Genomic DNA, 26,531 nt, shown 5'->3' on the forward strand with positions numbered 1-26,531 from the left:
AGATTTAGTGAGGAATTAGGAGAGACGCGATAAATCGTGTCTGTACAAGAGTTGGAAATTCTGCTTTAGCCTCATGCCCAATGCCCAATGCCCCCTGCCCTTCTTTCCTCAATGTGCAACAATCGATCAATGGTTCTGAAGCGATCGCACTCAAACCTACAGACTTCAAAAATTGTCTCCAATCTAGCTTCGCTTTAAAATTATTCGGCTCAGTTCGACGTAGCTGCACCAAACTAGTCAACGCTTCATGCCAAATCCCAGCTTCTGCATAGATGGTGGGTAACTTATACACATTTGCCTTTACCAACGCCTCCGACAACGATGAGCCTGGTTGAGTGCGTTCCACCCAACCTTCTACAGTCGGATTGTCGCTGGAGTCTTGAGTATTACAAACAATTGTTAGATACCAATGATAAGTTTTACCTACAGTAAGTCCGGGGGAACTCTCAGGAAGTTTGAAGCTAATAATTCCAGGTTTAGCAGGAAGCTTAAAAGACGTTTCATAAAATACATTCTGGTCTTCAGCTAGCAGCACAAACTTAGCTGTTTTAACTTGAATTGGAGGTACATACCAGAAAAATGCTGGATGTTGAGCAAATGTCAGCCCTAATTTATCTGGAGGCAGTAAGGGAGTTATTAATTTTTTCCCTATTAGACAAGAGCCGCCACGGGTAGAACCACCAGCACTTGCAGGAGGTTTTCCTCGCTGTGGTGGCTTAAATGCCTGACTAATTTGCCAAGTTTTGTTGGGATGGTACGACTGAGCATATACCTGTGCTGTTAAAGCAGAAAGCAAACCCAAAGGTAAGAAAAAGGTTAGAAAATATACGAATGGTTTAATCCGTTTCATATTGATAATGCCTGAGTTCTAAATTATTCAGTGAATAAATTAAGTATTCCCAAAAGCAAGATCAAATTTTTCACTCAACTACAAACTATTGGACATGGGGCATTGGGCACTTGTACTGAGTTTCGACTGCGCTCAACTACCGCGTAGTCGAAGTATTGGGCATTGGGCATTGGGCATTGGTTATTCTTCCCCTCTGCCCCCTGCCTCCCCTGCTCCCCTTCCTCTCCCCGCCCCCTCTCCCCCTTTTGGTCACAATATGGGAATATATAAAGTTGTAGCTAACCGCCTACGTAGAGGTTTAACGTGGATACCATTGCAATTCCTGCTCTAAATCGGCCAGTGGATGCCACGGTAGAAATTCCCGGTTCTAAAAGTCTTACTAATCGGGCGTTGCTTGTCGCTGCATTGGCAAAAGGTGACTCCATTTTAGAAAATGCCTTATTTAGTGAAGACAGCGAATATTTTGTCAAATGCGTAGAACAATTAGGCATTCCCATTACTTTGAATCCTCATCAGGCACAAATCCAAGTGGGGGGAAGGGGAGGCGACATCCCAGCTAAACAGGCAGATTTATTTGTGGGTTTGGCAGGTACAGCGGCACGGTTTATCTCGGCGTTGGTGGCACTGGGTAACGGTGAATATCGTCTAGATGGCGTTCCCAGAATGCGAGAACGACCGATGGGTGATATGTTGACGGTGCTGCAAACGGGTGGAGCAACCGTTAACTTTGAGGGAAACTCCGGCTTTATGCCCTACACCATCTATAGCCAAGGATTCGCTGGCGGAAATTTCCGTTTGAAAGCTAACCAAACAAGTCAGCAACTTTCGGCATTGCTGATGATTGCGCCTTATGCTCAACAGGATACGATTATTGAGGTTGAGGGGACATTAGTTTCTCAATCTTACGTCAAAATGACCTGCCGTTTGATGGCAGATTTTGGCGTGGAGGTGAATCAAATCGGCGATAATCAATTTCAGATTAAAGCGGGTCAACGTTACCAAGCTCGACATTACACAGTAGAACCAGATGCGTCAAATGCTTCTTACTTTTTTGCCGCCGCCGCCGTCACAGGGGGACGGGTGCGCGTCAAACATTTGACGAAACAATCGTGTCAGGGTGATATTCTCTGGCTAGATGTTTTAGAACAGATGGGTTGCGAAGTTAAAGCTTCGGATGATTACACCGAAGTGACAGGGCCGAAGCAATTGCAAGGCATAGATATTGATATGAATGATATCTCGGATTTAGTGCAAACATTAGGTGCGATCGCGCCTTTTGCCAGTTCACCGATTACTATTCGTAACGTGGAACATATTCGATATAAGGAAACCGACCGAATTCGAGCAGTAGTAACAGAGTTACGTCGGTTAGGGGTTCAGGTTGAAGAATTTCCCGATAGACTGAAAATTGAGCCTGGCCCTATTACCCCGGCGGAAATTGAAACCTATCACGATCATCGCATGGCAATGGCTTTTGCTGTTACTGGTTTGAAGGTTCCAGGAATTATCATTAAAGATCCTGGCTGTACAGCGAAAACCTTTCCAGATTACTTCACTCGATTCTTCAAAATGTTAGAAGAATAATTGAGTAGTATTTTGTAGCGATTATCTTCATTTCGTGTTTGATTTTAGTGGTACGTTATGACTCATAATTAAGTAGTTTGTAGTGGGGACTTCAGTCCCCAAAGCTAGGATTTTAGTCCTGAATACGAACGAAGATTTTTATTTGAACAGGTTTTTGGTGAATCCAATAATCTTTATAGGACTTACACAAAACTACACGATGTAGACGCAAAGGGCTTCCCCCAGAGTAGGAGAAGTCCTATATATTACAAACTTAAATTTGATCTTATTTTACCTCTAATTAAAGTCTGCTTAAACTCGCAATTTTAATATAAGGTACATCCAATTATTTGGAGACTTATTTCTCTTTATTAAAAAGGGAAGAATCATTGATTTCTATCACTATTCTAATCAGTGATATCAATTTATTGTGAGGAAAATCGAGATGAAAATAGTTCCAAAATTGGCCATTGCTGCTGCTAGCCTAACTTTAGGTTTTGCTGTTGTAGATGCAAAATCTGTATCTGCTGCAATTATTAATTACGCTTTCACAGTTGATAGTCCTGTAACTAAGGGAAATGGCTTTTTTAGCTTTGACGACTCAACTCTGAGTAATGACTATACTCCCGAAGCTACTATTAAGTCACTCTCTTTTCAATTTGACGGTGATTCTAGCATTTACACAGAACAAGATGATACGAATTACCCAGACTTTCCTGTTGCATTTCAAACCACATCTTTAACAGGACAAACATCTTTTGCATTAGATTATCTGTTCAACGATAAATCTAATCCTGCCAGTTCTATCAGTTACGAAATCATTGGTGAAGATTTTACTATTTTCTCTAGAACTTCTCCAGATGCTGAACCCATATCAGGTAAAGTTTCCTATACACAAGTACCTGAACCTACACCTTTAGTTGGCGCTCTCTTTGCTTGTACCCTAGGCTTGATGATGAAGAGAAAAGTAACATTGATGAAAAAGGTTAAAATCTAACTTTCATTAAGTTGATATTAATGCTTTTTTTGCCAAAAATTAATCTCTTATTAGTAGGCTTTTCTGTAAAAACATAACATCTAACACATTGAGAATAATGGGAAAATTGGGAATTTAAACCTGATTTTGGTAAGGGAATTAATTATGAAATTTGCCTACGATTACCCTGCCTTCTTTGTGTTAGCTGTTGCTGTGCTTTAACTTACCTGTTACTCAGGAGTAGAGAATGGTAGATTACCAGAATTTTGAGCAGTTCTTGCATAGTCGAATGAAACGACGCAACTTAATTATCGGGGCAGGAGCATTATCTGGTTTAGCGATCGCTAACCAATTTTCTCATCAAACAGCGATCGCCAAAACTAGATTTTCCAATTATCCTTTTACTTTAGGTGTCGCATCGGGCGATCCTGATTCTAGCAGCGTAGTGATTTGGACTCGTCTCGCTCCTGAACCCTTAGAGGGAGGTGGAATGCCACCTGTGAATGTGCCAATTCGCTGGGAAGTATCTACCGATCCTGACATGAGGCGCATTATCTCTAGAGGTACGGTACTTGCAACCCCAGAATTAGCTCACTCGGTGCGAGTCATAGTAGAAGGATTGCAATCTGATACTTGGTACTGGTATCGATTTCTTGTTGGTCAAGATGCTAGCCCTATTGGTCGCACTCGTACAGCGCCTTTAGCAAATAGCTATTTGAAAAAATTGAACTTTGCCCTGGTTTCTTGCCAACACTATGAGCAAGGATACTTTACTGCTTACAAATATTTAGCTCAAGATGACCTCGATCTAGTAGTGCATGTTGGTGATTACATCTACGAAGGCGGAATCTCAAACAATCGCCCCAGAAAGCACAACAGTGCAGAAATTTTGACTTTAGAAGATTACCGCAACCGTCACGCCCTTTATAAAACTGATACCAATCTGCAAGCAGCCCATGCAGCATTTCCTTGGATTGTTACCTGGGATGACCACGAAGTAGAAAACAACTACGCCAACTATATTTCAGAAGTTGATACTGAACCAGACCAAGATCCGGCTATTTTCCTCCAACGGCGGGCTGTTGCTTATCAGGCTTACTACGAACACATGCCACTGCGACCCTTTTCGCGTCCCGTTGGCCCCGATATGCAACTTTACCGTCGGCTTTCTTTTGGTAATTTAGCCACCTTCCATGTCTTAGATACCCGCCAATATCGCACCGATCAGCCCTGTGGTGATGGTACTAAACAACGTCCTTGTGGAGAAGATCCCAATGGAACCATTACTGGCAAGCGTCAGGAAGATTGGCTATATGATGGTTTAGATCGCTCACAGGCTAAGTGGAACGTTTTGGCACAGCAAGTTATAGTTGCTCAGATAGACACAAAAGCAGGACCTGGCGAAACCTACAGCATGGATAAGTGGGATGGTTACGTGGCTTCGCGTGATCGCCTCATGCGTTTCTTAGAACAGCGCAAACCATCTAATCCAGTAGTCTTATCAGGCGATGTCCATTCTAATTGGGCAATAAATTTAAAGGCTGACTTTAATAACCCAGGATCTACCACAGTCGGGAGTGAATTCGTTTGTACTTCAATAACCTCTGGTGGAGATGGGGCAGATACTAATTTAAATGTTCAAGCTTACTTACCTGAAAACCCACACATTAAGTTCTTCAATGGTCAACGGGGGTATGTTCGCTGTGGGCTGACTCCCACAACTTACAAGACAGACTATTTGGTTCTGTCAAATGTGACAACTCCATTTGGCACCATTAGTAAGCGGGCTTCATTTTTGGTTGAAGATGGTCGTCCAGGAATACAACAAGTCTAATGGTTTAATTTCCAGGTATTGAAACCAGATAATCACAGATGAATATAGATAATCAATGATAATTTATCTATATTCATCTGTGTTTTCATTTTCAAAAAATTTACTAATTGATATAAGGAGCAAAATAGGCCAATAGAAAAGTTCAATCCCTAATAGGGATTTTGATTAATTGCAATGTGCTTGTCAGCGATACTTCTCGAATAGATTTTGTGTTTCAATCCCTAATAGGGATTTTGATTAATTGCAATAAAAATAGAGTTTACTGCTACTGCCAACGGTAGGGTTTCAATCCCTAATAGGGATTTTGATTAATTGCAATTCCCGCAAGTTTTGCTGCATTCCCAAGTGCTTGCCGTTTCAATCCCTAATAGGGATTTTGATTAATTGCAATTTGCATTGTTTTCATTCCTTAAATAGTAAAAAGTTGTTTCAATCCCTAATAGGGATTTTGATTAATTGCAATAATTCAGTACTTTGGTGGTATTCAAGTCTACTTTTTGCGTTTCAATCCCTAATAGGGATTTTGATTAATTGCAATGCGAGATATTTTACTCAAACGCCGCCCGGACAAGGTTTCAATCCCTAATAGGGATTTTGATTAATTGCAATAACTCTTGGTCAGAAATACGCTTTGTCCCTTTCTGTGGGTTTCAATCCCTAATAGGGATTTTGATTAATTGCAATCCTCAAAAATAGAGCATGGAGAGGTTGTTAGTTTGTTTCAATCCCTAATAGGGATTTTGATTAATTGCAATTATTATCATTTATATTAGTTACTTGTGTACAAAATGTTTCAATCCCTAATATGGATTTTGATTAATTGCAATTAATACCGTTATATTGGTAGACCTTTCATCAGAATGTTTCAATCCCTAATATGGATTTTGATTAATTGCAATTTCCCGCATGGGCCATCATTCACTTTTCCTCTTGTTTCAATCCCTAATATGGATTTTGATTAATTGCAATGCTCTAGGAAGCCGAAAATCAACGCGCTCGATTTGTTTCAATCCCTAATATGGATTTTGATTAATTGCAATAATTTAAGCGATTCATATACACCAATACTTACGTCAGTTTCAATCCCTAATATGGATTTTGATTAATTGCAATATGAATTAAAAACTGTAGAGGCGATCGCATCTCATGTTTCAATCCCTAATATGGATTTTGATTAATTACAATTAAAATCAAGCGGCTAGAGTCAGAAGCTAATGTTGGTTTCAATCCCTAATATGGATTTTGATTAATTGCAATATACGAAGAAATCGCAGCATCATCATTTTTAGATGTTTCAATCCCTAATATGGATTTTGATTAATTGCAATACGCAAAAGTTGGCGCTTAAAAGCATTAAGGATACGTTTCAATCCCTAATATGGATTTTGATTAATTGCAATGTGAAGAAGATAATTGAGAACTACTTTTTTATGCGTTTCAATCCCTAATATGGATTTTGATTAATTGCAATGAGAATTTATCAGGATTTTCATCAGATACATCGGCAAGTTTCAATCCCTAATATGGATTTTGATTAATTGCAATAGCGGGAGCCTGAAACCCAAGCTGTATTTAGTTTTCAAGGTGCAGTTGCGCGATTTAAGAGCAATCATAGCATTACAGAATTCGTTTGGAAAGAGTGCCAGAAAAATTTAAAGGCTGAAATCGTGTTTTGATAGGCATTTCAGAGATTGCGCGGATGAGGAATAGGCGACTAATGGGTTGAAAGCCTTACTGTATTTGGAATAGAAGCACTTTTTTGTGACTGTGAAATTTATACACCTACCCTTCCGCGCATTTGAGATATGGGAACTTAGCCAGAAGGGAAGTCAGTACAGAAAATTGTTTATTCCAGTGGCTTTTCTTTATCAATATAGGCGGCTTTTCTCTGAAAAAAGCCACACAGAAAGAACATTTGGACAACAAACGAATCTAATATTACGGTATACTGATTCATAAATTGTAATATTTTGTTGTCGTACTACTGTACTGATAACCAACAATAAAGTTTCCGCCAATTTAAGGTAGAGATGATGAAAGAAATAACACGCCGCAAATTTATCGCAACAAGCACCTTGGCGACGGGTTTTGCCTTGGCAGTGCAACCCATTTCTGCTCAAGTCACCGCTACCGATGCTAAGGGGTTGGTAGCTGGTGCAGTGAAAATTCCCGTCAAAGATGGCGAAATTCCTGCTTACAGAGCAGCACCCGCCACTGGTGAAAATTTCCCTATTGTCTTGGTAATCCAAGAAATCTTTGGTGTACACGAGCATATTCAAGATGTTACTCGTCGTTTTGCTCAGTTGGGATACTTGGCGATCGCACCAGAATTATTTATCCGTCAAGGCGATGTCACTAAGTTAAGTAGTATAGACGAAATTCGCCCAATTGTTGCCAAAGTACCAGATTCTCAAGTGTTATCCGATCTCGATGCGACGGTAAAATGGGCTGTGAAATCAGCTAAAGGCAATGCCGAGAAATTGGCAGTTACAGGTTTCTGTTGGGGTGGACGCATTACCTGGTTGTATGCGGCACACAATCCCAAGGTGAAGGCAGGTGGAGCATGGTATGGGCGACTTGTGGGCGATGCTACCGAACTTCAGCCCAAGTATCCAATTGATATTGCATCAAAACTGACAGTCCCCATTCTCGGACTTTACGGTGGTAAGGATACAGGTATTCCCCTAAATACAGTAGAACAGATGCGCGATCGCTTAAAGTCTAGCAGCAGCAAATCTGAAATCATCGTCTACCCCGATGCACCTCACGCTTTTTTTGCCGATTATCGCCCCTCCTACCGTGAGAAAGATGCTAAGGACGGTTGGAAACGTCTTTTGGCGTGGTTTAAGCAAAATGGTGTTTAACGGTATCAGTTTACGAACTGTGACTTTGAAAAAAGTTCCAAATTGTTTCACTGGCATTCAGCCCCAGGTTTGTATTGAATTTGTTTAGACTTTTGTCAGTTGAGGAACCACCAGGCCAGAAATGTCCACCGTTTATTACCGCTAGCTGCCAGACTTCTGAGTTGCCACTACAACCTGTGTAGATAGCGGTTTTCACTTTATCTTCAGAAAAGTCAGGAGATTTATTTGATGAAGTACATTGATCGTGCGATCGCCAAAAATCTACCATATCTGAGATAGAAAGCAACGCTCCTCGTTGAGTGTGATCGTCACCTTCATAAAGTACATCGCGATCGTTTGTACCGTTGATCGTTAACATCGATATGGAAGTTCGAGGCTGGCAATTAGATTTGAGTCTAACAGGGAGAGAACCAGCTACTGATGCAAAACCAGAAATTTTATCAGGTAACTTACAAGCCAGTGCTTGAGTAAGTATGGCACCTCTAGAAAAACCGGTGGCATAAATTTTATGGCTATCAATATTGATTTGCTGCTGAAGATGATTAATCAAAGCATTGACAAACGAAACATCATCCACCCTTCCTTGAGCGTTACCTCTAAGGCTCCATTTTTGGTCAATTCCATCTGGATAAACAACAATAAATCCTTTTTTGTCTGCTAATTCATTGAAGCGAGTCACATTACTGATAGACTTACCATTACCATCATCTCCATGAAACACTAAAACTAACGGCATTGGGCGATCTGGATTATAAGATTTTGGAGTGTACAAATAGTAAGTACGTAACTTTCCTTGATCGTATAGTTCTCCATAATTATCACCACTCAAGATTTTTGCTTTAGTTATATTTTTTTCTTCAGCCTGAATGGAATCGCTGGCTGTCAATAAAGTGATTCCAAGTAGAAGTATGAGAAGTTTTTTTAAAATCCGAGAATTTTGATAAATATTCATGTTAATTAAATTGATTTATTTCCGATACTTTTATTTATTTTGTAAGTCTTAGTTAGCACAAAACTTTTACCTAATAGAGGCTAACAGCCAAAGTAGGGTTGTTAGCCTCTATTTAGATATTAAACTCTTACATTTACATAACGAGCAGGAACTCTAACCTTAACCCACCTGTTACCGCGTCGTACCGTTTCCCAATGTGCAGGAATCAGTTTTCGTTGAAATCGTGTAACAACAGGTTTATGCACAACAGCAACTCTATGAAAATTGGGTTTGACAAGGATTTCTGCTGCCGATGCCTGCGATGGCAAGGAGGAAATTGCCAATGGTAGAGCAAGTAATGTACCTAATAAAATACGTTTCATCTTCTAATTTCCATCGATTTACTTGAGATTTTTACAGCATTTATCAATAATTTATGAATAAATATTCTTGCTTATTAGGTTTCTAGTAAGTTTCGTTTATTACACGAATTAGTTGATTTGCTGTATTGCTGTTAGTTTAAAATACTAAAAAATAATATACAGTGGAATAAAGTCATAATTTAAGCATGACTTTATTCACATTTTGGGTTTTAGATAAAACAATTTTGCCATTGCTGTCACTGAAGGTTTTATCAACTATAGCTGTTCTTGGTTAAAGGTACTGAACCCTACCCCCAACCCTTTAAGAACAAGCGAGGAGCTTGCTCTGATTTGATCTTGTATTTTCCATTATTTTAAATTGCTACTTAGGTAAAATTTATTAAATTGCAAAAATCATGGGGCAATCTACTGAGAATAGGCTAGAATATTCCCAGTTATTTAATAATATTAAAGCATTAAATAAAATCTATCTCTACCTATCTAATTGCTGAAATTAAAATGGTAAGAGATATTCATATATGACTATATTTAAAGGCGTAGTTATACCAATTCAAAATTATAAAAGCTAACATCCCAAATATAAAAAAGCCTCCTAGGATGGGAGGCTTAAATGTGAGCGGAGACAACTTGTTAAACTAGGGCCTTGCAGCCAGCGCTCCGCCTAATGCAGAGAAAACGGCGGAGACGGATGCTGTGGCAAACAGCCACCACGCTGCTGTAGCTGCGGCTTTGCGGGTTTCTTCAGCTTGTCGCTGTGCTTGATGCTTCACCTGTTCTAGGCGGCGTTGGGCTTCTTGCTGTATGCGTTCTGCACGTTGCAATACTGTGTTGCGGGCCCGTTCAATTTGGTCGATGATCCGGTTGGCATCTTCCTCAGAGATGTCCTCACGAGAACTCATAATTGCTACTAAAGTTTCACGATCAAAAGAAGATAAGCGATCGCGCAGGGCATCAAATCCTGCTTGAGGATCGTCAAAAAATGTGCGGACATCGCGCTTGATACTATCGTAATTTAGTTCCGGACGATCCAGGGAGTTAAGATAGTTGCGGATGCGGGCGAAAACTCCATCAATTGCATCTTGAATGCCTCGTTGGATATTCCGCACTTGTTCTACAAATTGATCCCTGACGGAGACAATGTTATCGGCAATCCGCGCTGCTTCTTCATCAGACATATCTTCCCGAATCTTCAGCAGGGCGATGATTGTAGAACGGTCAAAATGGGAAAGGCGATCGCTAAAACTTTCTACCCCCACTCGCGGATCGTGCAAGAGTAATTGCAAGTCGCGTTTGATACCTTCAGGATTGAGTTCTTCTTTACCAGTTTGGCGCAGATACTCTTCTAGATAAGCTTTGAATGTTTCTGCTCTTTGCTGTGTACGAGTAGCTAAACGACGAGGCGCACGTACAAAGTTACGAATCGAAGTTTGTGTAGAATCAATGATTTCATTGACTTGTTGTTCGCTCAAATCTTGACGTTGACTGAGCAACTTCACCAGTGTATCTCGGTCTAACTGCGACAATCGACGGCGTAGTGCGCTGGCTCCCTCTTTGGGATTTTCAAACAATTTGCTCAAATCTCGCTGAATGCCTTCAGGATTGAGTTCTTGTTTACCAGTATTCCGTAGATAATCTGCGATCGTGGTGGTAACAGAGTCGTATTGTTCTTTGGCTTTATCCACTACAGCTTGAGGTGTGTGGCGAATGTTATGCCATGACTCTTCAGCCGCATTGATGATTTGATTAACTTGATCTTCACTCAAATCTTGGCGCTGACTCAATAATTGCACCAAGGTATCGCGGTCAAAGCGAGACAACCGCGCCCGAATTGAGGTAATTCCAGCTTGAGGATCTTCTAATAGCTTTTTGAACTCCGCACGGATGGCATCAGGATTCAGTTCTGATTTTCCGGTGTTACGCAGATATGATTCTACATTTAACCACAGAGTTTCTGCTTGATATTGTGCTTGTTCAGCTAATCCTTTGGATTCTACCAAGACGCGATCGCGTTGTTTTTCCAATTCATCCAGAATGCTGTCTACTTCATATAGCTGAACATCATTACGTTCTAGCAATATCTCCCGGATTTCTTGACGTTCAATGTGCGCCAGTCGCAATGTCAGGGTTTCATAATCTGCATCTGGGTCTTGCAACAATGGTTTAAATTTCTGCTCAATGCCAACAGGAGTCAAATCTGTTTTCGGGGTAACGAGCAGATAACTTTCTACTGCGCGTTGCAAGTCTTGGACTATCTCTCTTTCTTCGATACCTGTAACTGTCACCAGCACATCTTTGCGGACAATTTCTAGCCGATCTGCAATGCGCTGAATTTGAGTTTGGGTAAGTAGTCCCCGTTGTTGCAGAATTTTGACGAAATCATTGCGTGATAATCTTTCTAATTCTCTGCGGACTATTCCAGGGTCAGCTGCTGGGTCATAAATGACATCACGAAATTCTTGGGCAATTTTTTCTGGGCTTAGTTGCCAAGCATAAGTGTTGTACAGGTAGTTTTCGACATCAGATCGAATTGGGCTATAGGGTTGTGATGGTGTTGGCAAACCTAACTTATCTGCTTGTTGGGTGACTTTATCTTTGGCAGTGGTAAGGCTACCCAAGATTTTTTCCACATCCAAATCAGATAAATCTGTGCGTCCCAACACAATGCCGGTTAAGGCGGATAGTCCTTGCTGGAGTGTACTTTGAATTGGCCCAGTAGATGCCTTTTGGTCAGCTTCTTTGGAACCACGTGTTTCTGCAACTAATCGATCCAGCTTGGCGTTAAGTTCATCTGTCTTACTTTGTCCTGCTGGAAGTGATTTCAGATAATCCATTAACTCACCCATCCGGTCTTCGGTGGGTGAATGCTGACTTACTACCTGTTGCCAAACCTTATATAAGGTATCAGCAATACGGGTAACATCTTTTTTGGAAAGATCAGTGCGGCTGCTAACTAACTCGATAAACTTTTGGCGGTCAATGTTGCGAATATCTGGAGTCCCTGCGATCGCTTTTAATTGGGGATCGTTGAGTAAATTTTCAAAATCACTCCGAATTTTCGACACATCGAACTCTGGTGGACGCAGCTTATCTAAATAATCTTCTATGTTTTCCCGAATACTTCCAGGGTCGATGCCGCTTCCTAGTTCTCGGCGGACGGCGGCGGCGGCGGCTTCAGCTGTAGCGACAACTTGGTTATTGACAGCTTTCGCGCCTAGCGCGGCTGTAGCTGTACCCATAATCGCCTGAAAACCAGAAGTTGCTGTATTTACGACTGAGCCAATTAAGGAACCCACGGTAGTGGAACTTACCCAAACGAGAAGTAAAAAGTAAGCACCCCAAATTACCAAACCGAGAATTGCTCCTAAGCCTGGATCTAAGATTACAAGGCTCAATTTTACTGCCAGGAAACAGGCAATTAATAAAGCGATCGTTACAGTGACTAACGTCCAAATACCTACTGCCGTGCCGATTTTGCGAATGCTGCCGCCCAAACTTCCCGCTTCCCCAGAATCTGAATCCGAGTCAGATGAGTGCCCCAGATAGGAAATACCGGCTGCAAGGGAGAGATTAGTTAGAACTAATTGGAAAGCAAAGGCTAGGATCACGCCGGAGATTAAGGCCACAAAAAAGCGTGGCCCAGAAGTCAAAACCGATGCCTGTGCTGGCGTGACGTTTGAGGGATCTACTGGAACTTGTGCTAACCACAATAGTGGTTTGTAGAGTCCCAGCATGATTTCCGTACTTTGGAACATTGTATTTCCTTCTACTAAGTTTAAATTTGGGGAATTAAGATTTTCTTGAGAAGCAACTCTTAGTATTTTTGTCTGTATCTATGGCAATACCTAACTCTTTAGTTCAGAATCGTAGAATTTGGCTGTTTAAAGCATCTCTCCAAGGGCTGAAAACTATATACAGCAAAAGATATAAATTTTATTATCTAACGGTAAAAGTAGTTAAAAATTTGGTTAATTATTGGCTGCCAAGCTCTTAATTTTAACTGCTTAATCAAAATGATTGATTTTGCCAAAGCTATAGCTTGATTACTAGAGCTTTACATTTATTTATAATTATTTTTTATCACCCTCTCAGGATGGATTTGTCTCCACTAATATGTTGTTGATTATCGTCCAGAAGAAGTGCCTGTAGTTTGTGCCCACAGGCAGAAATAAATCTGGTTATAAATAGCTACATTAAAGTTAACAAATGAATTGTTGATAACAAGAAGGTGGCAACTCATTATTATTCCAGAGATTTGCCAATACTTGCAAAAGAAAAATTTGCTTTGGGATTTAGTAGTTATAGTATCCAGCGCGATGTTTTACATCTGATTGGCTGCTAGAAATTAAACATCTAAAAAGCTAAGAAATTTTGGAGAAACAAATGGCAACTCAAGAAACTCGGTCTTCTACTGATTTACCACCTGTTGCACCAGAATACAACGGTGTAGACCGCAACGCTTTTCTGTTTGGCTGGACTCCTCAAGCCGAAATTTGGAATGGTCGTTTGGCAGCAATTGGTTTTCTCGCCTATTTGCTTTGGGATTTAGCTGGTTATAGTGTTCTGCGCGACGTACTGCACTTAATTGGCTACTAAAGATTGAATTGAACCTTTGAAAACTTACTAGATATTGGGAAAAAAAATGGAAACTCGATCTTCTACTGATTTATCACCTAAAGCCTACAATGGTGTAGACCGCAATGCTTTTCTCTTTGGTTGGACACCCCAAGCTGAAATTTGGAATGGTCGTTTGGCAGCAATTGGTTTTCTCGCCTATTTGCTTTGGGATATAGCTGGCTATAGTGTCTTACGCGATGTATTGCACCTAATTAGCTATTAAGCTGTCGCGCCTACAAGTTGCCTCATAATCTTTTAGGTAAAACCTGTAAACCCTCCCCTCTGCCCCTCTGCTCCCCTGCTCCCCTGCTGTCTCAATGTGCAAATTAAAAACACAACAGCTTAGTAGCCACAGCTATATAAGACTTCCACAAATAATAATCTAAACCCTAGTTTTCAGGTAGGGGCAATTCATAAATTGCCCCTACCTTTATCTAAAGCAGAAAGCGAAACAACACATACAAAGCCGAAGCTATCAGTTGCAACAGCATTACTGGAATGCCGTAGTGAAGAAAAGTTTTAAACGAGATACGTCGTCAAAGTTTTAAACGAGATACGTCGTCCATGCTGCTTAGAAATCCCGGCGGCTACGATATTAGATGATGCATCTACTAATGTGCCATTACCTCCCAAAGTTTTATTGGTTGCATATTAGCGAAAAAAGCCATCTAGTTTTAGGTGACTTATCTACGCTCGCAATTAATTGGATAAAAATTACTGAAATTATAAACAACAATTATTCATCAATACAACTGGGAATACCCAAAACAGCGCAGGGAAAATTAGAACCTAATCCCTCAATCATCGGGTGATTAACAGATTTGCAACCGAGAAATAGAATATCGGCAGCTTCTGATTCAACAACTTGGCGAAGTTCTGCACAAATGCTACCAAATCGCAAATGAGATTTAAAAGAACCTTGCCATTCTTCAGCTAGACTTCGGGCTTGCCAGAGAATTATATCTGCTTGTTGTAGTGGAGTTACCACTGTCTGCAATTTGGGTTGAGTTAATACTCGTGTAACAGACTTTGATACTTCACTGATTTGACATTCTAATGATAGCTTTTGTGGAAAGTTTAAGATATTTGGATATTCACTGCTTTGATTGTCTTCTACTACATAAACAGCTTGAACTGTAACTTCTGCATTAGTAGCTAAACGAGTTTGATGGGCAATCCAGAAAGCAATATCTAGCGCCGTATGACTGTTAGGAGATGCGTCATAAGCAACAATTAAATTAACTGCTTTTGCTTTTTGAGGTTCTTTAGAAAAGTATTTTTTTGGTTCTGGCACTAGTACCATTTGTTCAATTAAGTCATCTCGACCTGTGGCACTTTGCAGACGTGCTAACATTGGCTTGATTTGCACAGTTTTACTTCTCCCAATGAAATGAATTAGTAATGAGAAGCAGGGGGACAAATTTTAAATTTTGCCGTTTGTCATTTGTTATTCGTCCATTGTTTTTGACCAATGACCAATGACTAATGACTCATAACTAAAATCTTAAATCAGTCCAGGAAACCCCAATAATAACTGTATTACAGCCAAAGTCTTGGGGGTTCCTTCCATTGCCTACGGAGTTAGCTGACGGGCTAAGACTGGAAGGTGTCTCTCATAAGATTAGCCCCAAACATTGGTTCCTCCGTTCCAAATCCAGCTTTCATGAATTTGAATTAAGCTACCCACTAAAAAAATGATAATCTAATTTACTCGTCTTGGGCAAAATAGCGATCGAGGAAATTTAAGGCGTGGTTGCGGAGTTCAAAATATTCTTTTGAGTTTCGCATGGCAGCGCGATCGCGCGGATGCTCAAAAGGAACTTCTAAGATCTCTCCTATACTAGCAGATGGTCCATTGGTCATCAAGACGATGCGATCGGACATATAAATTGCTTCGTCTACATCGTGGGTAATCATCATCACTGCTTGACGATTACTTTCCCAAATATCCAATACCTGCCGTTGCAATTTGCCACGAGTTAGCGCATCAAGTGCCCCAAAAGGTTCATCCATCAGCAACATTTTAGGACGAATTGCTAAAGCTCTGGCAATACCTACTCGTTGTTTCATACCTCCAGAGATTTCATCAGGATATTTGTCAGCCGCCGCCGTCAAGTTTACCATTGCCAAGTGTTCATTTACAATGCTAATTTTCTCAGCCCGATTAGCATTTTTTAGCACTTCATCAACAGCTAAACGGATATTCTCTCGTACTGTTAACCAAGGTAACAATGAATAGTTCTGAAATACCATCATCCGCTCAGCTCCTGGCTGACGGATTTCTTTTCCATCAAGCCGAACTGATCCGGAAGTAGCTTTTTCTAAACCAGCTATTATCTTTAATAGGGTTGATTTCCCGCAACCAGAGTGACCAATTACAGAAATATATTCATCTTCACCAATCGTTAGATTAACTCCATCTAAAACGACAAAGTTATCTTTATCAGGTGTCGGATAAGACTTGACTAAATTTTCAATTTCTAAAAATCCAGTGCGGGGAAGAACTCCGGTCTGGGTATTAATAGGTAATGAGGTATATTCCATCATCAAAGGCTCCCGAAATAATTTAGTCAATCAATTTTGGATTAACTGCGACTTGTACCGAAAGTCTAAAATTGCCAAGGTCAATATTTGAATTTGGGATTTAAGACATGAAAAAGTTTGTGGGAGCATTAGCCCTGATAGCAAAACTATTCAGATAGCCCACAGGATCGCTGGGGTCGAAGCCTTTCTTATCTATAAATACTTCTGGTGGTTCGACCTTGTAATCATCCTTGGGACATTTGATGCCCATTTCAGATGCTATCTCCCGATATAAATCTGTTCTCCAGCCTTGTTCGGCTATTTTTTCAGCATTTTTGGGTAATTTTTTTATTTGTCCCCATCGCGCTGCTTGTGTCATCAACCAGAGACTTCTCGATCTCCATAAGAATGTTGAGTGTTCTCCTGGCTGTTTGGGAAGGTTGTCAGGAATATCGAAGAAAATCGTGGTGTCAGCAGCTTTGATGGTACGGTCTTTACCATCAAAGCCGCCATAGTTGTAGTTTCCGAGAATTCCCGGACTTGTAAATTTCGCAATTGGGGCATCTTTCTTTTTGGGTTTTGCACCTGTAAAGGAACGTTCTGTGAGCAGTTCGGCTACTTCTTGGCGGTTTTCTGCTTTGCTGCAATATTGGCAAGCTTCAATCATCGCCTTGACTAGGGAACGATAGGTTTTGGGATATTTATCGATGAAAGATTCCATCACCCCTAAAAGTCGATCTGGGTGTCCTAACCAGACTTCTTTGCCTTGTGCAAAGGTAAAACCGATGTTTTCGTTGCCTGTTATTGCTCGTGTATTCCAGGGTTCTGCAACCATGTAAGCTTGCATTGCACCAATCCGCACGTTTGTCACCATTTGCGGTGGCGGAACGATGATGACGCGAAACTCTTTTAAAGGATCGACTCCGGCGGCGGCGGATAAGTAGCGGACAAAATATTCGTAAATGGCGGAACTTAATACTACCGCCCAAACTCTGTTTTCTGGCGGTTGCTTGTCAAAGTAGGCTCGAAAATCGCGTCCAAAGGCTTCTAAAGCACCATCGCCATATTTTTCTTGATATTCATACCACGGACGCAGCCCAAAGTCCCACATGGCTTTATTCATAGTCATGGCGTTACCGTGGCGGTGAATGGTCATGGCCGCACACAAGGGGGCGTGCCGTGCGCCTTCGGCTCCAATTCTGGCGTTGGTGACAGCACCAGATACGACGGGTGCAGCATCTAGACGACCAAAAATTAAACCGTCGCGGGAGGTAGCCCAACTGGCCTCGCGGTTGAGTGTAACGTTCAAACCATATTTGCGGAAGAAACCTTTTTTCCAGGCGATCGCAAATGGCGCACAATCATTAACGGGAACGTAACCAACAGTAAGGTCGGATTTTTCTAAGTCTTGCGATCTAATTACTGGTTGTACAGCTAAGGCTTCTTCTGTTAATCCTTTTGCGGATCTATCTCCTGAAATTCCACAGGAGGACAGCGCTATTCCGGTTGTGGTTGCTCCTATTCCTTTGATAAAATCTCGTCGAGTCCAGTTTATATCACCCATTTTTGTAGCTCCATTGGTGATTAGTTGCTCATGCTTGAGGCGCAGAGTCTAGTTACATCTCACTGTTTTAATAGCAGCCGAATTTTGTTAGTTGGAAGTTTTCGGGCGATGGGTTACTAATTCTTCGATTTTGCCCACAGCGTAATCCAAAATTAAGCCAGTTAAGCCAATTATGAACACAGCTAAAAAGACTGAACTCAAGTTTAAACGACTCCATTCATCCCACACAAAGAAGCCGATACCAATACCGCCTGTAAGCATTTCTACGGCAACGATTACTAGCCAAGCGATGCCTAAACTAATTCGCAAACCTGTAAAAATATACGGTAAACTTGCAGGCCAAATGATTTTGGTAATCCGCCTCCAACGAGGCATTTCTAGAACTCGTGCTACATCCAAATAATCTTTAGGAACGCTAGAAACTCCTAAAGCGGTATTAATAATTGTCGGCCATAGGGAGGTAATGAAAATTACAAAAATGGCTGAAGGATCTGCTAAATTGAAAATTGCTAAGGCGATGGGCAACCAAGCTAATGGCGATACAGGTTTAAAAATTTGAATGATGGGATTGAGCGCTAGCATTGCCGATCTGGACATCCCAATGAGAAAACCCAGAGGAATGGCTACTACCGCACCTAATAAAAAACCTAGTAATACCCGACGCAGACTTGCAATCAGCAACCAACCAATTCCTAAGTTACCTGGGCCTCTTTGGTAGAAGGGATTTAAGATGTAGTCAAGATTGGCGATTAGTGCTTCTGGTGGGGTGGGCATCAATTCATGGTTGGCAAGTGCAATAATCCACCACAATAAGATGATTCCCAAGAAGCCTAATACAGGTAGGATAAATACATCTCTGAGGATGACAGGTTTTGTCTTTTTCCACGCAGCTTGTGTTGCGATCGCAGCGATCACAGCAAAATTTAGTTGAAATATCATTTACGACCTCAACAGATTTAAGTGCAGGTACAAAAAATCCGAGCAGTACCAGCCTTGGACACCGATGAGATCGGAACATTATAAAAATGCCGTCTCTTCAGTCTCCTCCCAATGCCTACGAAGTTAGCTGACGGGCTAGGGCTGAGAGATGCCCTTCTTTTTAGAGTGCTGAGTACCGAGTGTCGTTAGCGGTAGCGAGGCGTTTAGCCCGGGCTAAGTTAACTCTTCACTTCTCACTTTTAACTCTTCACTTTCTATAAGATACGCCCCACAATTTGGTTCCTCCGCTCCAGCGTTATGCACTGTGACACGCTGAATTAGGCTGACTTACTCTAATGGATACTAAGTTATGCACAATATAGCATTGATGCTCAGTAAAAGCCATCTGTTTGATGATAAATATTGTTTATTTTAATACTACAATTCGGTGCATCTCCTTGATTTATGGGAATAAATAAAATTTATATATTTAGTGTGTTGTAACTTAATTCCTTGCACACAAAGCTAAATAATATAGTTGAGTCAAGCATTAATATTGTTATCCGCTTGCTTAATCTTTCTTAACATACAATATATTATACTTAGAAAAGTTTAGATACGGAGAGTTAATCGGCAAAACGAATATGTAGAATCTATTTCTTTTGGTAGGTGAATAAAATTCCTAAACTTGGTGAAAAACCGCTGCAATCGCTAAACTAATTGGATATGGCAGTTTGCTCATCTATCTACTAACTGAATTTAACATAATGGATTTTAGTCAAGTACTGGCTGAAAAAGCGGACACCATCCTCGATAAATGGGTTACAGCAGTTCGCAAGGATAGACGGATTGAAAGTGCTGATGACCTATCTTATACAGCAGTAAAAGATCATATCCCTGATGTTTTACAAGCAATGGTAACAGTGCTTTCAAAATCTCAGGATAATGATATTCAGTCGATAGTTACTGCTAGTTTTCAGCATGGAGCTATTCGAGCAGAACAAGGTTTTGACCCAGCAGAAATTGCCAGAGAATATCATCTGCTGCGAACGGTAATATTTGATGCCATACAAGCAGATTTATTAAAGGGAACACCTTTAGATATAATTCGTTCTATGCGTTTGATTGACGCTATCATAGACGAAGCGATCGCTCGGTGTTTTAAGAGTTATGTTGACGAACGCTTGCGAGAATTACAGCAATTGCAATTATCACTAACGCTGCATAATGAAGAACTTACGCGCTTAATGAGCGCCAATCAAGAGTATCTTTCGCAACTAGCCCATGAATTGAAACATCCTCTAACTTCAATTATTGGTTACTCGGATCTGTTTTTACGCCAACAACGACGCAAGACACAGATAAAAGACACCTCAGCCAATTTAGAACATATTGAGCGGGTACTACGTAACGGTAGACAATTACTTCATCTAATTAACGATGTATTAGAACTTTCCCGCTATGAAGCAGGACAGATAAAACTTCAACTAGCACCCACAGATGTGCGTGAATTAATCAATAATGTCTGTGAAATGTTGGAACCTTTAGCTGCTGGGAAAAATTTAAAAATCTTAGTAGATTGCGATCGCGCCCCCAAAGAATTAATCACAGATCCTTTTCAATGCCAACAGATTATTACAAATCTTATTAGTAATGCAATTCGCTATACAGAGTCGGGGACAATTATTATAATGTGTCAGGTATTGGATAGGGAAAGATGCGCGATCGCAGTTTGTGACACTGGAATTGGCATTGCATCAGAAAACCAAGCCCAGATATTTGAACCCTACTTTCGGGTTAGTTCTAGCGATCGTCCTTATCTACCCGATAGTACAGGATTGGGGTTAGCGATCGTTTCGCGTTTAGTAAAACTACTCCAAGGTACAATTAACTTAGTTTCTGAGGTGGAAGTTGGTTCTACTTTCACGGTAATTTTGCCTTTAGAAATAGAGAGTTGATTTCGCGCCAAGACATAAAATTCTTCTCTGCGCTTCTGCGTAAAATCAAAAAACATTTTTACAACAAACCTTGTTTTTTTAACTTAGCTAGTGCATCTTCAGCAGCAGCTTTCTCTGCATCTTTTTTATTGCGTCCCTTACCTTCGCCGTAAATTTTTCCATCTACCAATACTTTGGCGATAAATTCAGGCGCGTGAGAAGGGCCTCCTATTTGTTCTGTAAAATATTTGGGGGGATTTGGAGTAACATTACGTTGCACCCATTCTTGAAAGCGATTTTTTGAGTCTACATTAGAACGAGACACAACTATATGTTTAGGATCTACAGAATCAAATAGTGGTTCTACAATTGCCCTAACTGTTTCAATATTGGAATCATTATCCAAATAGTAAGCACCAAGTACAGCTTCAAAGGTGCTACTGAGCAAATTAGGGTTTTGGTAGCCTCCATCTCTAATTGCACCTTTTCCTAACCGCATCCTAAAGTCTAAACCTACCTCCTCAGCGAACTTTGCTAATTGTTTCTCATCTACCAACGCCGAACGCCGTCGTGTTAATTCATCTTCTCCCATTTCTGAGTGACAACTATATAGATACTCGCCACTTAAGAAATTCAGCAAAGCATCACCTAGAAATTCTAGCCGTTCATTGTGTTCGCCTTCTCCGGGGTTTTCATGGACATAAGAACGGTGGGTAAGTGCTTGTCGTAGAAGTTTTTCATTATGAAATATTAGAAGTTTATGCATTTTATCTTGTGTCTTGTTGCAGAAATTGACTGTTGCGAAACTCTAAAGATGTAATTATTTCCAAACATGAAAAAACCGCAAATAGCGGTGTTGCTAAAACCCAGCATTTAGTCAACTGGGTTTTTAAAAGCTATTTTAATTAGCCACTTTTTCTAAGCAATTAAAAACAATTCATGTCCTTGTTTTTGGACTTTACCATCTCTTACCACAGCATCAACAAACTGACCAAAGCTTTTAAACTTATTAGCATCAGGTACGTATATTGAGGAAACTCCTTGATATTTAGGGAATAGCTTACTCATCAAGTTGTTAATATAGCCAAATCCTGTACGTTTTTTTTGGACTAATGCAGTATTGATAGCTTCAATCAGATACTCTATAGTCTCATTGTAGGTAATATCAAACTCAATGCAAGCATTTTTAGGCTGAGTATTTTTGACAACTAATTGAGGTAATTCATCTACAAAGTGAAATTCATTAGCAAGGTTTTTCAGCCTTTGTTTTACATTACCTCTTTGTGAGAAAATTATGACATTTTTATCTTTATCTTGCAGAAATTGAACTGGGTTTGCAAAGTCACCATCTCCTGATACAAGGATGAAAATATCTGGAGACTGATTGTTATATACATCATCAATTAAATCAGATTTAAGTTGATTGTCTGCGCTGTTCTTTAAAGAGCAAGTAACATCTTCACATTTAAAACCAATGCGTTGTAGATACTCTTTTGCAGAAGCTTGGTTTTCAAATAATGAATTGTAGTAGACTTTTCTACTAATTAAACTCCCCCTTGCGCTGGCAAAAGCCAGCAATGAACTTGCTAGCTCTGGACTTAAATAAACGTTTTGAAAATCGCAATAGATACCAAGCTTTAGTTGCTGCTGGTTTGTTTGTCTATTGGAAGATTGATTAACGTGTGGCATTGTAATGTATCCAGTATTCTTTGGTAAACTGGACAGCTTCAACAAATTACACATCTAGCAGTAGGAGGGCTTTATACGACGAATTTGTACTCAAAAATTACTACCCTGCAATAGAGTTTTTTACCGTCGCTTTCGTTTTGGTTCAAGTCTCAGCCGTAGAACTCCTGGCTTCCTACCAAGTTTCGCGTCATCCTTTCCCCTGAATATTCATCCAAACATCTTGTCTTCCCGTTGAAAGTCTAGTCAATCAGTTGACTTGACATTTAGCTAAATAATCAGCCGAAGGGATGACACGAAGCTCGGCAGGAAACTAGGAATTCTGCTGCTGAGACAACACCAAAAACCTGCGCTTTATAGTGCGGTTGTTTGTTCTGTCTTATGTACAGAGTGACATGGATGACCCTGGATTGTCAATATACTTATTTATGAAGATTTCGTAAAAGCGCTCACCCATATTCATGAACTTTAAAAATGTTATATAGTATTACTTTAAAAATATTTTAGTGAATAAATAATTTACGGTTTACTTTGCGCGATCGCAGCATACAAAATACCTAAAATTTTCTTAATATCCTTAATATAATATTCACTCAAATCAATCGAAACTACATTGCCTTCAAGCTTAAGAAATTGCCAGATCGTACCGATAGTAACAGCACCATATATAGCTTTGATTTGATTTCCACCTCTCTCGTTAAATAACTGAGCAGCTACCATTTCAGCAATACATTGCGCTAAACCAGACCTCAAATTCTCATTTTTGCTTTCTACTAAGACAATTACCGGACTACGTACAAGCAATTGCTCCGAAGAAAGACTCAAAATAAAATCACAAAAACCATTTAATCCTCGTTGACTATCAACGCTAAAATCAACTCCAGAAAAAAAGCTTATTTCATAATTAAATTTGCGTCTAATTTCTAATAAAATTGGACTTGTTATCATTTCACTACGAGCTTTTTCAGAACTTATCGCTACTGCTAAATCAACATTCTCCTTAAGAATAGTAGATAATAAATCACTACACTCTTGCTCCTGTATAGTTGCAAATAGTCCAGATGACTCCTGGATAACTAAACCAAAAGAATCAATAACTTCAATAAGTTTAAAATCACCGTAAGCCATAAAACTTACTCCTTTGTCTTATGACTGAATTCTATAATAAAGATTAAGAATTCAGCTTTGGCGGAAACACCTTAGCTAAATCAAGAGATAAATCAGGGAAGCAGGGAAAATCTATTACCTCATTTGACAAGAAAATTCGCTTATTGGAATAACCATATTTGCTTTGACTATCCTGATATGGTTCACTGTAACATTCCAAATAATTATCAAATAAATTGAATATCCAATAATTAGTAATACCCGCTTTAGCATAGAGAGGGATTTTCACATCTTGGTCATAAGCTAAAGAAGAATCGGAAACTTCCATCACCAATAACACATCAGTCGGTTTAGGGTGAGATGAGAGATAATTATCATCTCGGTTTTGAACAATGGCAAAATCTGGTTCAGGTTCACTGTTAGGTGGTAAAGTAATCGGGGCTTGAGATTGCAAAGTTGCCCTATCTCCTACAATCTTTGGGAGTTGTTTCCATAAATTCCTTAAACAAGTTTCATGGGCTTTACCTTTGGATGCCATTTCAATAATTTCCCCGTTAATTAATTCAATGTGGTCATCTTCATGGAAAAAGCCCAATTCTCCAAGCCTGTGGTATTCATCTAGTGTGAAGCGTTTAGCCTGAGCAATACTCATAAACTTACCTTTCTCTCATTGCCATAATACTTATTCTAAATGTGTCAGAAATTGGTATGCTAAAGGCCGAGACTCGCTATAAAAGCAAACAATGCCTGCGCCTACTATCAATCCCACCATAACTGCCTTTCCATTAACTGCCGTAGTCGGTCAAGAAGCAATTAAATTAGCCTTGCTTTTAGCAGCCGTTGATCCTGGTTTGGGAGGAGTAGCGATCGCAGGTCGTCGCGGTACGGCAAAATCTGTAATGGCTCGTGCTATCCATGCTCTACTACCGCCCATTGAAGTTGTCAAAGGTTCAATTAGTAATTGTGACCCCAACCACCCAGAAGAATGGGACGATCAACTTTTGGCGGAGTACGCAGACAAAGATATTCAAGATGTGCCCGTCGAAATTATCCCCGCACCTTTTTTGCAAATTCCTCTAGGTATCACAGAAGACCGACTCCTGGGTTCAGTGGATGTTGAAAAGTCTGTAAAACAAGGTGATACCATTTTTCAGCCGGGATTACTCGCTACAGCAAACCGTGGTGTACTGTATGTAGATGAAATTAATTTATTAGATGACCAAATATCAAATCAGCTTTTAACAGTATTATCTGAGGGACGTAACCAGATTGAGCGCGAAGGGATTAGTTTTCAGCATCCGTGCAAATCCCTATTCATTGCGACTTACAATCCAGAAGAAGGCGGATTACGAGAGCATTTGTTAGATAGAATTGCGATCGCACTCTCTGCTGATGGTGTACTCGGCTTAGATCAAAGAGTAGCAGCTGTTGAGCAAGCGATCGCTTATTCTATATCTCCCCAAGACTTCCTCAAGCAATACAACGAAGACTTAGACTCCCTCAAAACCCAAATCATCTTGGCGCGGGAATGGTTGAAAGAAGTAATCATCACCCATGAACAAATTGCTTATTTAGTGGATGAGTCCATTCGCGGCGGAGTTCAGGGACATCGTGCCGAGTTATTCGCCACACGAGTTGCTAAAGCTGCGGCGGCTTTAGAGGGACGAACAACAGTTAATGCCGAAGATTTGCGCCGTGCTGTAGAACTGGTGATTGTACCACGCGCCACAGTTGTGCAGACACCACCACCCGAACAAGCGCCGCCACCGCCACCACCCCCACCGCAACAGAATCAAGAAGAACCCCAAGATGAATCTGAAGAGGAACAAGAAGAACAGGAAGAAAAAGAAGAAAATCAAGAGCAAGAACCCCCCGACATCCCGGAAGAGTTTATCTTTGATCCAGAAGGGGTAATCCTTGATGACAACGTGCTGTATTTTACTCAAATGGCGAAGCGGCAAGGTAAATCTGGTAGTCGCAGCGTCATCTTTTCCGATGACAGGGGACGCTACATTAAGCCGATGTTGCCCAAGGGTAAAGCGCGACGCATTGCAGTAGATGCTACTCTAAGAGCAGCTGCTCCTTATCAAAAAGCACGCAGAGAAAGACAACCAGATAGAAAAGTTATTGTCGAACAGCCTGATATTCGCTCAAAACGCTTGGTACGCAAAGCCGGGGCGTTGGTAGTATTTGTGGTAGATGCTTCTGGCTCAATGGCCCTGAATCGAATGCAATCGGCTAAAGGTGCAGTGATGCAACTCTTAACAGAAGCTTATCAAAATCGCGATCAAATAGCATTAATTCCCTTCCGGGGAGAACAGGCAGAGGTATTATTGCCTCCAACACGTTCTATTGCTTTGGCGCGTAACCGTTTGGAAAGGTTGCCCTGTGGTGGGGGTTCGCCCTTAGCGCATGGTTTAACTCAAGCTGTGCGCGTCGGCTTAAATGCTCAGATGAGTGGAGATATTGGGCAAGTTGTCCTTGTCGCAATCACCGATGGGCGGGGTAATATTCCTTTAGCGCGTTCTTTGGGCGAACAGCTTGAACTAGGAGAAAAGCCAGATATCAAAGGAGAATTATTAGAAATTGCTGCGAGAATTCGTGCTTTGGGGATGCAACTATTAGTAATTGATACGGAAAGCAAATTTGTGTCTACTGGCTTTGCTAAAGAATTATCGCAAACAGCAGGCGGTAAATATTATCATTTGCCGAAAGCGACAGATCAAGCTATTGCTGCTATGACCAAAGGTGCGATCGCTGATTTAAAATCTAGATAATTAG

General features: G+C 40.6%; 20 protein-coding genes, 1 pseudogene, 1 CRISPR repeat array and 2 riboswitches. Of the genes and pseudogenes, 8 read left to right on the plus strand and 13 right to left on the minus strand.

Going from position 1 to position 26,531, the window contains the following annotated elements; genetic code table 11:
* Positions 1 to 4: 4 nt before the first annotated feature.
* Positions 5 to 850, minus strand: a complete 846-nt coding sequence (locus FBB35_RS13400; protein WP_174710029.1) for a DUF928 domain-containing protein — start codon at positions 848 to 850, stop codon at positions 5 to 7.
* A 303-nt stretch (positions 851 to 1,153) separates the two neighbouring features.
* On the opposite strand from FBB35_RS13400, the gene aroA reads away from it, so the two are divergent.
* From aroA to FBB35_RS13420, 4 genes are all read left to right on the plus strand, one after another.
* A complete protein-coding gene (aroA, locus tag FBB35_RS13405; protein WP_174710030.1) occupies positions 1,154 to 2,434 on the plus strand; it encodes a 3-phosphoshikimate 1-carboxyvinyltransferase in 1,281 nt (426 codons plus the stop codon).
* 424 nt (positions 2,435 to 2,858) lie between these two features.
* Positions 2,859 to 3,410, plus strand: coding sequence for a PEP-CTERM sorting domain-containing protein (locus tag FBB35_RS13410; RefSeq protein WP_174710031.1), 552 nt, complete (start codon positions 2,859 to 2,861; stop codon positions 3,408 to 3,410).
* 226 nt (positions 3,411 to 3,636) lie between these two features.
* The gene (locus tag FBB35_RS13415; protein ID WP_174710032.1) at positions 3,637 to 5,223 is read left to right on the plus strand and encodes an alkaline phosphatase; all 1,587 of its coding nucleotides are present in this window, start codon (positions 3,637 to 3,639) and stop codon (positions 5,221 to 5,223) included.
* Positions 5,224 to 5,362: 139 nt separating this feature from the next.
* Positions 5,363 to 6,768: a CRISPR direct-repeat array (repeat unit 37 nt; unit sequence GTTTCAATCCCTAATATGGATTTTGATTAATTGCAAT).
* A 488-nt stretch (positions 6,769 to 7,256) separates the two neighbouring features.
* Positions 7,257 to 8,087 (plus strand): dienelactone hydrolase family protein, encoded by an 831-nt coding sequence (locus FBB35_RS13420; RefSeq protein ID WP_174713633.1) that lies wholly within the window; start codon positions 7,257 to 7,259, stop codon positions 8,085 to 8,087.
* Between the two features lie 10 nt (positions 8,088 to 8,097).
* Here FBB35_RS13420 and FBB35_RS13425 read toward each other — a convergent pair whose 3' ends face one another.
* From FBB35_RS13425 to FBB35_RS13435, 3 genes are all read right to left on the minus strand, one after another.
* Entirely contained in the window at positions 8,098 to 9,039 is a 942-nt protein-coding gene (locus FBB35_RS13425) for a PHB depolymerase family esterase (RefSeq protein ID WP_174710033.1), read from the minus strand.
* Between the two features lie 119 nt (positions 9,040 to 9,158).
* Positions 9,159 to 9,401, minus strand: a complete 243-nt coding sequence (locus FBB35_RS13430; protein WP_174710034.1) for a hypothetical protein — start codon at positions 9,399 to 9,401, stop codon at positions 9,159 to 9,161.
* Between the two features lie 635 nt (positions 9,402 to 10,036).
* Positions 10,037 to 13,153, minus strand: coding sequence for an MFS transporter (locus FBB35_RS13435; RefSeq protein ID WP_174710035.1), 3,117 nt, complete (start codon positions 13,151 to 13,153; stop codon positions 10,037 to 10,039).
* Positions 13,154 to 13,781: 628 nt separating this feature from the next.
* On the opposite strand from FBB35_RS13435, the gene FBB35_RS13440 reads away from it, so the two are divergent.
* Both FBB35_RS13440 and FBB35_RS13445 read left to right on the plus strand, forming a co-directional pair.
* Positions 13,782 to 13,994: a high light inducible protein gene (locus FBB35_RS13440; RefSeq protein WP_174710036.1), complete on the plus strand. Its 213-nt coding sequence runs from the start codon at positions 13,782 to 13,784 to the stop codon at positions 13,992 to 13,994.
* Positions 13,995 to 14,040: 46 nt separating this feature from the next.
* Complete coding sequence (locus tag FBB35_RS13445; protein ID WP_174710037.1) at positions 14,041 to 14,238, plus strand: high light inducible protein; 198 nt, start codon at positions 14,041 to 14,043, stop codon at positions 14,236 to 14,238.
* 211 nt (positions 14,239 to 14,449) lie between these two features.
* On the opposite strand, the pseudogene FBB35_RS34670 reads toward FBB35_RS13445, so the two are convergent.
* The 5 genes and pseudogenes from FBB35_RS34670 to ntrB form a co-directional block, all read right to left on the minus strand.
* A pseudogene (locus FBB35_RS34670) lies at positions 14,450 to 14,651 on the minus strand (hypothetical protein); the annotation flags it as partial.
* 100 nt (positions 14,652 to 14,751) lie between these two features.
* Positions 14,752 to 15,369 carry a universal stress protein gene (locus tag FBB35_RS13450; RefSeq protein WP_174713634.1) on the minus strand — a complete coding sequence of 206 codons (618 nt, stop codon included), beginning with the start codon at positions 15,367 to 15,369 and terminating at the stop codon, positions 14,752 to 14,754.
* A 204-nt stretch (positions 15,370 to 15,573) separates the two neighbouring features.
* Positions 15,574 to 15,685: riboswitch (cyclic di-AMP (ydaO/yuaA leader) on the minus strand.
* Positions 15,686 to 15,722: 37 nt separating this feature from the next.
* Positions 15,723 to 16,559, minus strand: coding sequence for an ABC transporter ATP-binding protein (locus FBB35_RS13455; RefSeq protein ID WP_174713635.1), 837 nt, complete (start codon positions 16,557 to 16,559; stop codon positions 15,723 to 15,725).
* 100 nt (positions 16,560 to 16,659) lie between these two features.
* A complete protein-coding gene (locus FBB35_RS13460) occupies positions 16,660 to 18,102 on the minus strand; it encodes an ABC transporter substrate-binding protein (RefSeq protein WP_174710038.1) in 1,443 nt (480 codons plus the stop codon).
* A gap of 87 nt (positions 18,103 to 18,189) precedes the next feature.
* The gene (gene ntrB, locus FBB35_RS13465; protein ID WP_174710039.1) at positions 18,190 to 19,041 is read right to left on the minus strand and encodes a nitrate ABC transporter permease; all 852 of its coding nucleotides are present in this window, start codon (positions 19,039 to 19,041) and stop codon (positions 18,190 to 18,192) included.
* A 97-nt stretch (positions 19,042 to 19,138) separates the two neighbouring features.
* A riboswitch (cyclic di-AMP (ydaO/yuaA leader) is annotated at positions 19,139 to 19,375 on the minus strand.
* A gap of 412 nt (positions 19,376 to 19,787) precedes the next feature.
* On the opposite strand from ntrB, the gene FBB35_RS13470 reads away from it, so the two are divergent.
* The gene (locus FBB35_RS13470; RefSeq protein ID WP_174710040.1) at positions 19,788 to 20,978 is read left to right on the plus strand and encodes a HAMP domain-containing sensor histidine kinase; all 1,191 of its coding nucleotides are present in this window, start codon (positions 19,788 to 19,790) and stop codon (positions 20,976 to 20,978) included.
* Positions 20,979 to 21,036: 58 nt separating this feature from the next.
* Here FBB35_RS13470 and rnc read toward each other — a convergent pair whose 3' ends face one another.
* From rnc to FBB35_RS13490, 4 genes are all read right to left on the minus strand, one after another.
* Complete coding sequence (rnc, locus tag FBB35_RS13475; protein WP_174710041.1) at positions 21,037 to 21,723, minus strand: ribonuclease III; 687 nt, start codon at positions 21,721 to 21,723, stop codon at positions 21,037 to 21,039.
* Positions 21,724 to 21,875: 152 nt separating this feature from the next.
* Positions 21,876 to 22,646 (minus strand): NYN domain-containing protein, encoded by a 771-nt coding sequence (locus tag FBB35_RS13480; RefSeq protein ID WP_174710042.1) that lies wholly within the window; start codon positions 22,644 to 22,646, stop codon positions 21,876 to 21,878.
* A 516-nt stretch (positions 22,647 to 23,162) separates the two neighbouring features.
* Complete coding sequence (locus tag FBB35_RS13485) at positions 23,163 to 23,771, minus strand: hypothetical protein (protein ID WP_174710043.1); 609 nt, start codon at positions 23,769 to 23,771, stop codon at positions 23,163 to 23,165.
* A 43-nt stretch (positions 23,772 to 23,814) separates the two neighbouring features.
* Positions 23,815 to 24,402: a Uma2 family endonuclease gene (locus FBB35_RS13490; RefSeq protein WP_174710044.1), complete on the minus strand. Its 588-nt coding sequence runs from the start codon at positions 24,400 to 24,402 to the stop codon at positions 23,815 to 23,817.
* Positions 24,403 to 24,493: 91 nt separating this feature from the next.
* Between FBB35_RS13490 and bchD the strand changes: the two genes are divergently transcribed.
* Entirely contained in the window at positions 24,494 to 26,527 is a 2,034-nt protein-coding gene (bchD, locus tag FBB35_RS13495) for a magnesium chelatase ATPase subunit D (RefSeq protein WP_174710045.1), read from the plus strand.
* Positions 26,528 to 26,531 lie beyond the last annotated feature (4 nt).

The sequence above is a fragment of the Nostoc sp. TCL240-02 genome, from assembly GCF_013343235.1.
Taxonomy (GTDB): Bacteria; Cyanobacteriota; Cyanobacteriia; order Cyanobacteriales; family Nostocaceae; genus Nostoc.